9 protein-coding genes are annotated in these 8,353 nt (G+C 71.3%); 3 read left to right on the top strand and 6 right to left on the bottom strand.

The annotated features are described in order from the left end of the window. Window positions 1-385: 385 nt before the first annotated feature. Window positions 386-835 carry a jacalin-like lectin gene (locus tag AC51EU_RS08670; protein WP_496266123.1) on the top strand — a complete coding sequence of 150 codons (450 nt, stop codon included), beginning with the start codon at window positions 386-388 and terminating at the stop codon, window positions 833-835. On the opposite strand, the gene AC51EU_RS08665 is transcribed toward AC51EU_RS08670, so the two are convergent. The 5 genes from AC51EU_RS08665 to AC51EU_RS08645 form a co-directional block, all read right to left on the bottom strand. Then, window positions 735-1,214, bottom strand: a complete 480-nt coding sequence (locus tag AC51EU_RS08665; protein ID WP_496266122.1) for a lasso peptide biosynthesis PqqD family chaperone — start codon at window positions 1,212-1,214, stop codon at window positions 735-737. The two genes, AC51EU_RS08670 and AC51EU_RS08665, sit on opposite strands and share 101 nt — an antisense overlap. Window positions 1,215-1,242: 28 nt before the next feature. Next, entirely contained in the window at window positions 1,243-3,018 is a 1,776-nt protein-coding gene (locus AC51EU_RS08660) for an asparagine synthase-related protein (RefSeq protein WP_496266121.1), read from the bottom strand. A 98-nt stretch (window positions 3,019-3,116) separates the two neighbouring features. Further along, a complete protein-coding gene (locus AC51EU_RS08655; protein WP_496266120.1) occupies window positions 3,117-3,257 on the bottom strand; it encodes a keywimysin-related RiPP in 141 nt (46 codons plus the stop codon). Window positions 3,258-3,466: 209 nt separating this feature from the next. Further along, window positions 3,467-4,387 carry a serine hydrolase gene (locus tag AC51EU_RS08650; RefSeq protein ID WP_496266118.1) on the bottom strand — a complete coding sequence of 307 codons (921 nt, stop codon included), beginning with the start codon at window positions 4,385-4,387 and terminating at the stop codon, window positions 3,467-3,469. Next, window positions 4,384-5,385 (bottom strand): LysR family transcriptional regulator, encoded by a 1,002-nt coding sequence (locus AC51EU_RS08645; RefSeq protein WP_496266117.1) that lies wholly within the window; start codon window positions 5,383-5,385, stop codon window positions 4,384-4,386. Before AC51EU_RS08645 ends, AC51EU_RS08650 begins: the two co-directional genes overlap by 4 nt. Before the next feature lie 168 nt (window positions 5,386-5,553). On the opposite strand from AC51EU_RS08645, the gene bla reads away from it, so the two are divergent. Next, window positions 5,554-6,471, top strand: coding sequence for a class A beta-lactamase (bla, locus tag AC51EU_RS08640; RefSeq protein WP_496266115.1), 918 nt, complete (start codon window positions 5,554-5,556; stop codon window positions 6,469-6,471). Between the two features lie 264 nt (window positions 6,472-6,735). Beyond that, the gene (locus tag AC51EU_RS08635) at window positions 6,736-7,380 is read left to right on the top strand and encodes a hydrolase (RefSeq protein WP_496266114.1); all 645 of its coding nucleotides are present in this window, start codon (window positions 6,736-6,738) and stop codon (window positions 7,378-7,380) included. Window positions 7,381-7,503: 123 nt separating this feature from the next. On the opposite strand, the gene AC51EU_RS08630 is transcribed toward AC51EU_RS08635, so the two are convergent. Continuing rightward, on the bottom strand, window positions 7,504-8,250 hold the full coding sequence (locus tag AC51EU_RS08630; protein ID WP_496266113.1) for a class I SAM-dependent methyltransferase: 747 nt from the start codon (window positions 8,248-8,250) through the stop codon (window positions 7,504-7,506). Window positions 8,251-8,353 lie beyond the last annotated feature (103 nt).

The raw sequence follows: 8,353 nt of genomic DNA, 5'->3' as shown, positions 1-8,353 counted from the left end.
CCGTTAGCCTCGCCGTTTCGGTTGAGATGAGGCCGGAAGCGGGGAGGAAATATGAAAGTGCCTTCTGAGCTGGGACGATGAACCTTGTCGAGGGGTTCTGTCGGTCCAAGCGGAAGGCACTTTCTGCGTGCAGGGTATCGGTTCTCGTCCCAAGCTTCACTCAGACCGCGCTGCGCACCCCTCGCTGCCACGCCGGAGAAATCGTCCCGACGGACTCCCCGCAACGGGGATACGGCGCGCTCCTGCCCAGACTCTCTGCGCTGGGAGTCGCACTGGAATTCGTTCACGACGGGTTGGTGCCCGGTGTGGCGTTCCGGAGCTTGTGAAGCCGAGAGCAATATGGTTTCGGAAGTCGGTCGTAACCCCGCGAGAGTAAGGATCCGAATTGACGATCGAGGCCCGCGCAATCATCGACGGCCCTGTGTTCGGCGGCTCTGGCGGAGACCAGTTCCGGGACCCGGCCCACGATGCCAAGACCCTCAAGTCCATTCGCGTCAGAGCCGCACGTGTGGTCGACAGCATCCAGTCCACCTGGGCGCTTCAAGACGGATCCCTCGAAACCGGCGTGAGGCACGGAGGCGACGGCGGCACTGAGCATCAGATCGATTTGCAGGACGGCGAGCGCATCGTCCGGGTTTTCGGGCGCAGCGACAAAGTCGTCGACCAGATCAGCTTCGAAACGAACCGCGGCGTTTATGGGCCGTTCGGCGGATCGGGCGGAGACCCCTTCGAGTTCAAGCTGCCGCCCGGCTCCTTCGTCGCCGGATTCCACGGGCGTGCCGCGAAACTCCTCGACGCTCTCGGTGTTCTGTACTACATGGACACGCCGGAGTAGTGCTCGACGCCTCCCCTGCCCGATCCCTTTTCATCCTTAGCCTCGCCGTTGTTGAGATGAGGCCGGAAGCGGGGAGGAAACACGAAAGTGCCTTCTGAGCTGGGACGATGAACCTTGTCGAGGGGTTCTGTCGGTCCAAGCGGAAGGCACTTTCTGTGTGCAGGGTATTGGGGGCCGGTTCGGCCAGGCGGGCGGCGGAGAGTTGCGCGATGAGGGCGTCCACGTCGGCAGCGGCCCTCGCGCGTGCGACGAGGCCGGTGGCGGCGAGGCCGTCGGCGATGCGGGCGGGCGGGATTCCGTCCAGCAGGGAGCGCAGGACGCTCGCTCCGGTGGTGTTCAGCTGCCAGTAGCGTCCCGCCCGTTCGTCGAGCAGCACCATCCCGGTGTCGGTGCGGCAGGCAGTGACGTCAGGGCGCAGGCACAGGAACGGGTTCGGTGGGGCCACAGGGATGCTCCGTGATGTGGGCCGGGACGGGATGCGCGGCGAGGTCGCGCAGCCACGCCTCGGTCGCGAGGGTGTATTCGAGTTCGGCCGCGCTTCTGGCCAGCAGGGACGGGGAGAGCACCGCGTGGCGCAGCGGGGCGGGGTCGACCAGCCCCAGGGCGGCGAGCAGGGAGTCCTCGGCCCATGCGCCGAGGACGTGGCGTTGCGCGGTGAGACCGGCCAGCCACTCGTCGGTGGAATGGTCCTTGGTGGTGCGCGCGAGAATCCGCTCGGGGACGATGCCGCGCATGGCGGCGGTCAGCAGGGGCTTGTAACGGCCGGGATGACCGGCTTCCTCGGGCCGTGCGCGCAGGCAGGCGTCGACGACCGCGTCGTCGCACAGCGGCGTATCGAGCGGCAGCGGGGTGGGCTCGCGGGACCAGAGGGTGAAGTAGGTGGCGATGGTGCCGGCCTGGCGGGCCCGGTGAATCCACGCATGGGTCCCGCGGTCCGCGGCCAGTGGTCCGGTGGTGCCGGCGGCCTGCCTCAGCGACTCGGCCATCAGTTCCCGCACCGGCTGGGTGGCCCATGGCGGCAGTGCCAGGGAGGGGTGCCACCCGCACCCGGGCTCGGGGCCACGGCCGACGGTGGGAAGGGAACCGGCCTGTTCCGCCAGCCACTTCGCCGCCGTCTGCCGGGAGAGCAGGCTCCGCCAGGTCGCCCGCAGGGGCCACCGGCCGTGGGCACGGTGCGCGGCGACGTGACGCAGCGCGGTCAGCGGACGCCGCCGCACCAACGGGTGGAGGTACGCCGCGGGCGGGGTGACCACGTGGTCCCCGCCGTGGCCGGACAGCCGCCGCCGCGCACCCCGCGCGTGCAGCACGGCGATGAGCCGCTCTTGCACGGCCCGGTCGCGCAGCAGGCCGTTGGGCGCGTCGCCGGGCTCCGACGGCCGGTCCGTGCCGGTGAAGTGGCCGGGCAGGGTGGCGGAGGGAAACACCAGGTGGGTGATGCCGGGAAGGGCCGCGGCGGCGAGCCGTGCGTAGCGGGGGTCCTGATTGCCCGGAGCGGACCATCCCAGCGTGACGGCCACCAGCCGGGCGCCGGCCTCGGCGGCCAGAAAACACAGGGAGGTGGAGTCCAGTCCTCCGGACAGGTCCGCGCCCCACACCTCTCCGGGGCGCACGCGTGCGGCGACGGCGTGCCGCAACGCGTCGCGGAGCAGCGGTGCCGCCTGATCCACCGGCAGGTCCGACGGCGGCGGCCGCCACCACCGTTCGGTGCGCACCCGGCCGTCCGGCGTCAGACGCAGTGCGTCCCCCGGAGGGACGGTCGTCACCTCCCGCCACATCGCCGCTTGCTCCAGCGGATACGGCAGGTGGGGCAGCACCAGGCGGCCGGCCACCCGCGCCGCGTCCGGACGCGCGCGGGTCAGCCACGCCAACGTCCGCGCCCGGTCGGCGGCCACCGTGACCCCGCCGACCTCGGCCCGGTAGAGCCTGCGATCCCCCACATGGGTGCCCCGGGCGTAGACCTGGCCGTCGACGGACGCCAGCAGATGGAAGGCGCCCGCGGCCCCGGCCACCACCGACTCCACGTCCGGCACGGCCCGTACCGACGCGCCGCGCACCGCCATGTCGGCGGGCGTCAGGGAAGAACGGCCGGCCACCGCCAACCGGACCGCGCCGACCCGGGACATCGTCACCTGGTCCCCGTCCCAGCAGCCCGTCAGCCACGGACGGCCGGACGTGTGCGTCACCACGTGACAGACGGCGCGGGCCAAGCGACCGGCGACGGCGGACGCCGCTTCGCGGTCCGGAAGGACCACGAACCAGCACCCGCCACGGCACCGTGCCATCAAGCTCCCCAGTAGCTCGGGCCACCGGACTCCGGGGTCTGGAAGCCACCCCCCTGCGTCTCCTCGGCGAAGTCCCCGACCTCCACCAGAACCGGGGGCTCGTAGACGCCCGCCGCCTCGGAACGCGATTCCTCACCCATGCCGGCCACCTCCAGATGATCAACGTTCAACCACTCTTTCCAGGCGAATGCCCGTGCACTTCCGTCGAATGCAGCAAATCGCCCGCGTGAGTGAGCGGCTCCGGGGGCGGGCCTTCCGCTCCGGCAGCGGGCCTCCTGGAGGAACGCCGGAGACCGGCCGGCCGCCCCCGTCGCGGCCGGTGGCGCGTGCCCGTCGCGCGCGACAGAACCTAAAGCTGCCGCAGATGATCGCGCAGCGTGCGGGCGGCCTGCGCCATGAGGGCTTCCGCGCCGGGCTGGACGCCGGCCGGTACGAGGGACTCGGTGAGGACGGCGACGGCGAACGCCTGGCCGTCGGAGTGCTCGACGACGCCGATCTCGTGGCGGAGATTGAGGAGGGTGCCGGTCTTGGAGGACCAGACGGTGGCGTCGGAGCTGAAGTCCGGGGCGAGCCGTTGCCGGAGCAGGTTGTGGGCCATGAGATCGCGTATGCGGGCGGCCACGTCGGGGTGGATCGCCGAGGGGTTCCACAGGGCCTGGAGCAGGTCGACGAAGGCGCGTGCGCTGCCGGTGTTGGCGCGCGTGGTGTCCAGTTGCGGTACCCGGTGTCCGCGCCCGGCGGTGCCGGCGTCGATGGCGAGGGCCTGGGCGAGATGCGTCTGCTCGGCGTCGAAACGCTCGGCGGGCGTCTCCGACAGCTCACGCATCCCGTGCCGGACGGTGATGCCGTGCAGGCCGAGTTCGTGGAGGATGCCGGTGACCCGGTCGGCCGGGGTGAGGCCGAACAGCGCGTCGGCCGCCGTGCCGTCACTGATGCATGTGCTCAGGTAGAGAAGGTCGTCGATCGCGATACGGGCGGGGTGGCGGAACCGGCTGAGGCCGGTGGGACCAGGGGTGGAGATCCGGCCGGGCTCGATGTCGAGCGGCGTCGCTCCGTCGAGTTCCCCTCGCCGGATGCGCTCCGCCGTCGCCAGCGCGAGCGGGACCTTGACCAGGGACGCGGACGGCAGCTGGGTGTCCGGCTCGATACCCAGCTCGTCGCCGGTACCGAGGTCCCGCACCAGCAGGCAGGCGCGCAGACCACCGTCGCGCAGCTGCTCGCGTACGTCACCGAGCAGCGCCTCGGCGCTCGTGCCGCTGATGCCGCTCATGACGTCGCCTCTTGCGTGGTGCCCGTCCCGGCGGCGGCCCTGTCCGGGCGGAGGCCGGCGCCGGCGCTGCGGCGCGCGTCCGTTCCGGGGGCGCGGGGCGTTCCGGGGGCGCTGGGTGTTTCGGCGTGGTCCTCCGCGCCGAGGCAGCGGGCGAGGGCGTCACCCAGCCGTGCTTCGAGGTGCCGCGGATTGCCGTCCGCGGCGGCGGCGAGCGCGAAACCCCTGCGGAGATCGATCTCCCCGAGCGGCCGCCAGCGCAGGCCGAGTTCGGCGGCCTGCGCGGGAGAACACAGCAACAGGTCGCGGGTGGCCAGGACTTCCGCCGCCGCGGCCGTCAGCCCGGTCGCGGTGACGAGCTGCGCGGGACGCAGACCGACCGCGTCGCGCAGCCGCGTCAGCGGGTCGCGGATGTGCGGTACGTCGTCCTCCGGTTGGATCCAGACGCGGCGGGCCGGTCCCGAGGCGGCCCGTGAGACGCGCAGCGTCTCCAGGTAGACGCGCTTCACGCCCAGGTCGCGTACGCCGGCCAGCCCGAGCGGCACGCACCATGTCGCCTCGTCCGCCGGCACCGCGAGCAGGGCGGCCCGCACCTGCCGCGCGTACAGCAGCTCCCTGCGCTGGGCCGGGGCCGTGACGCGGAGATCGAGGGTGATGCCGTGCCCGCGCGCCTCCGCGACCAGGCGGGCGAGGTGCGCGGTGGAGCACACGCCGGGCACCGCGAGCCGCCAGGGCTTGCGCTTGGCGGCCTCCGCCTCGTGCAGCAACACGTCCGCCGCCTGCACGAGCTGCCGGGCGACAGGCAGCATGTCCTGGCCGAACGGGGTGAGTACGGCCCGCCGTGAGGTGCGCTCGAACAGCCGCTCACCGAAGCGCTCCTCCAGCGCCGCGACGCGCCGGCTGGCCACCGACTGGGACATCCGGGCAGCGGCCGCCCCCACGGTGAAACCACCGCGCTCACTCACACTGACGAATGCCCGGCACGCCCCTACGAGATCCACGCCCGCACTCTATGCCGGATCGGCATGAAAGCGCGCGGGAGCGTATTGGACCGCATGACCGGCCGCGGACGAAGGTGGCCGCATCACGCACGACCAGGCCCCGCGCGGGCCCGGTCGCCGCTGCCCCCGCGCGCCCGTGCGCCGGGGGACGACACGGAGGTCCGGACCATGCAGCACACCCGTTCCCGGCGCGCGGCCCTCGCCGCCCTCGCCGCGCTCGCCGTCCTCGTCCCGCTCGCCGGCTGCGGGCAGGGCGATTCCTCGTCGGGCGGGAAGAAGCCGGCTGAGGCCGGGGAGAAGACGTACGTCAGCGAGTTCAGGAAACTTGAGCGTGAGTACGACGCGCGCGTGGGCGTCCATGCCGTCGACACCGGCTCCGGGCGCGAAGTGGCCTACCGCGACGGGGAGCGGTTCGCCTACAACTCCACGATCAAAGCGATGCTCGCCGGTACCGTGCTGCGCACGTACCGGCTGAAGGGAATGGACAAGGCGGTCACCTATTCCGAGAAGGATCTGGTCCCCAACTCTCCCGTGAGCGAGAAACACGTCAAGGCCGGCGGGCTGACGCTGAAGGAACTGTGCGACGCCGCCATCCGCTACAGCGACAACACCGCCGCGAATCTGCTCTTCCAGCAGATCGGCGGTCCCAAGGCCCTCGAATCCGCGCTGAAGGACATGGGCGATCACGTCACCCGGGCCGACCGCACGGAGCCCGCGTTGAGCACCTGGGTCCCGGGCGAGAAGCGCGACACGAGCACGCCCAGAGCGATGACCCGGAACCTGCGCGCATTCGTCCTCGGAGACGCCCTCCGCAAGCCCGAACGCGCACAGTTCACGGAATGGCTGCGGAACAACACCACCGGGGACGGGACCATCCGGGCAGGGGTGCCCAAGAATTGGGTGGTCGGCGACAAAACCGGTACCGGCTTCTTCTACGGTGCCCGCAACGACATCGCCGTGGTGTGGCCCCCGGACGGCGCCCCCATCGTCATGTCGATCCTCACGAACCGCCACAAGAAGAACGCCGAACCGGAGGACAAACTGCTCGCGGACGCGGCCTCCGTGGTCGCCGGCACGCTCCGGTAGCGCCTGGCTGCTGCCCGCTGAGGGCGGTCCCGGGCCCGACGGGACGGGAGGCCCCGGTACCGGTCCGCTCCCGCGTTGCGGGGCCCCGTACAGGATGGTCGAATCGAGGTGCGGCCGTACAGGAATTCCCCGCGCATTCCGCCGTCCCGCACGGCAGGAAGCCCCGTCGCGGGCGGACACGTATCCGGGTCTCCGCACAGCCGGTCAAGGCCACGCCAACGCGCGGTGACCGATAACGGCACACCAGGGTCAGGGGTGTACAGGATGACCAGCCAGAGAATCCGCGACCAGGAAGCCGACGGTCTGCTGACGCCGAAGAACGCCGCACTCGTCATCATCGACTACCAACCGGTCCAGGTGAACTCGATCGACTCCATGGACCGGCAGTTGCTGGTCAACAACATCGTCGGCCTGGCGAAGATCGGCCGGACGTACGGACTGCCGATCGTCCACTCCACGGTCAACGTCAGGACCGGCCTCAACAAACCGGCGATCCCGCAACTGCGAAAAGTCCTCGACGACCTGCCGACCTACGACCGCACCTCGATCAATGCCTGGGAGGACCAGGAATTCGTCGACGCGGTCAAGGCCACCGGCCGCCGCAAACTCATCATGGCCGCCCTCTGGACGGAAGCCTGTCTCACCTTCCCCACCTACGACGCCCTCCACGAGGGCTATGAGGTCTACCCCGTCGTCGACGCCGTCGGCGGCACCTCACTCGTGGCCCACGAGACCGCCCTCCGCCGCGTCCAGCAGGCAGGCGCCCAACTCATCACCTGGCCCCAACTCCTCTGCGAACTCCAACGCGACTGGGCCCGCAAGGAAACCGCCGAAGAATTCGTCAACCTCTTCATCGAAACCGGCGGCACGGCCGGCCTCCAATTCGCCAACGACCGCGACCAGAGCTGACCGGCCGGCAACCGCCGCCCTTCGGCCGGGCAGCGGTGAGCCACGCGGTCTCTCGATTCCCGCTCCGCGGGCTTCCGACGGGGGCAGCCGGGCCGTCCTCGCCGGCGGCCGGGCCGTCGCCGGTCACCGCCGCGCGGGGGATGTGGTGAACCCGGCCATGAAGGGATTGGCTGCCGCCGCGTTCCAGTAGCCCGGTTCCCGCTGCTCGCGTGCCTCGTCGGGGACGGTGGGCAGGTGCCACGTCGGAGCGTCGAGGCCGGCGCGGGTCATCGCTTCGGCGTAGACGTCGTCGTCCCAGCGGAAGACCGACAGGGGGATGTCCGTCGTTGGTGTCAGCAGGGCGGCATCCCACCGCTCCCCGCGCGGTACGGGGGTGACCGTGCGCACCGTCACGCCGTAAGGGGTCCAGTCCGGCCCGGTGGTGTCGTGTCCGGGATGGAGGGTGATCGCGACCAGGCGCCCGTCGGGACGCAGGGCGCCGGAGACTCCCGCCGCCATGTCCGCGAGTTCGCCGGGAGAGCGGGCGTAGTTGAACAGCCAGACGGCGGTGACCACGTCGAAATCGCCCAGCTCGGGAAGCCGGCGGGCATCGGCGGTGCGGAAGGTGATCCGGTCGTCGTCGGTGGCCCGGCGGGCACAGCGGATCATCTCCCCGGAGAGGTCCACCCCCACCACCTCCGCCGCCCCGCGTTCGCGGGCCAGACGCGCGTAGACGCCGTATCCGGTGGCCAGATCCAGCACCCGCAGTCCGGAGACGTCCCCGAGCAGGTCGAGGAACAACCGGCGTTCCAGAACGGGGAGGGTGGCGGTCGTCTTGAACTGCCGGTACAGGTCACCGACCTCGTCGTACTCGGGAGCATCCGCTGCCATGGCTCTCACGCTAACCGCACCCGCACCGGCACGCACGGGGGCGTCAGCCGCGCCGCCCCGGAATCCCGCGCGGACGCTCCCGCGTCTGTGCGGCGCGGGCATC

It is taken from the genome of Candidatus Streptomyces philanthi, assembly GCF_059553635.1.
The sequence above is the reverse complement of the archived record's forward strand: the minus strand, read 5'-3'. Positions and strand labels throughout refer to the sequence as shown.

What these genes read in the sequence shown, in the direction of transcription:
- AC51EU_RS08665 (WP_496266122.1), bottom strand. Translation starts at nt 1,214, where the DNA reads ATGGTGCTGCTCGACGAACGGGCGGGACGCTACTGGCAGCTGAACACC.
- AC51EU_RS08655 (WP_496266120.1), bottom strand. Translation starts at nt 3,257, where the DNA reads ATGGGTGAGGAATCGCGTTCCGAGGCGGCGGGCGTCTACGAGCCCCCG.
- AC51EU_RS08650 (WP_496266118.1), bottom strand. Translation starts at nt 4,387, where the DNA reads ATGAGCGGCATCAGCGGCACGAGCGCCGAGGCGCTGCTCGGTGACGTA.
- bla (WP_496266115.1), top strand. Translation starts at nt 5,554, where the DNA reads ATGCAGCACACCCGTTCCCGGCGCGCGGCCCTCGCCGCCCTCGCCGCG.
- AC51EU_RS08635 (WP_496266114.1), top strand. Translation starts at nt 6,736, where the DNA reads ATGACCAGCCAGAGAATCCGCGACCAGGAAGCCGACGGTCTGCTGACG.
- AC51EU_RS08630 (WP_496266113.1), bottom strand. Translation starts at nt 8,250, where the DNA reads ATGGCAGCGGATGCTCCCGAGTACGACGAGGTCGGTGACCTGTACCGG.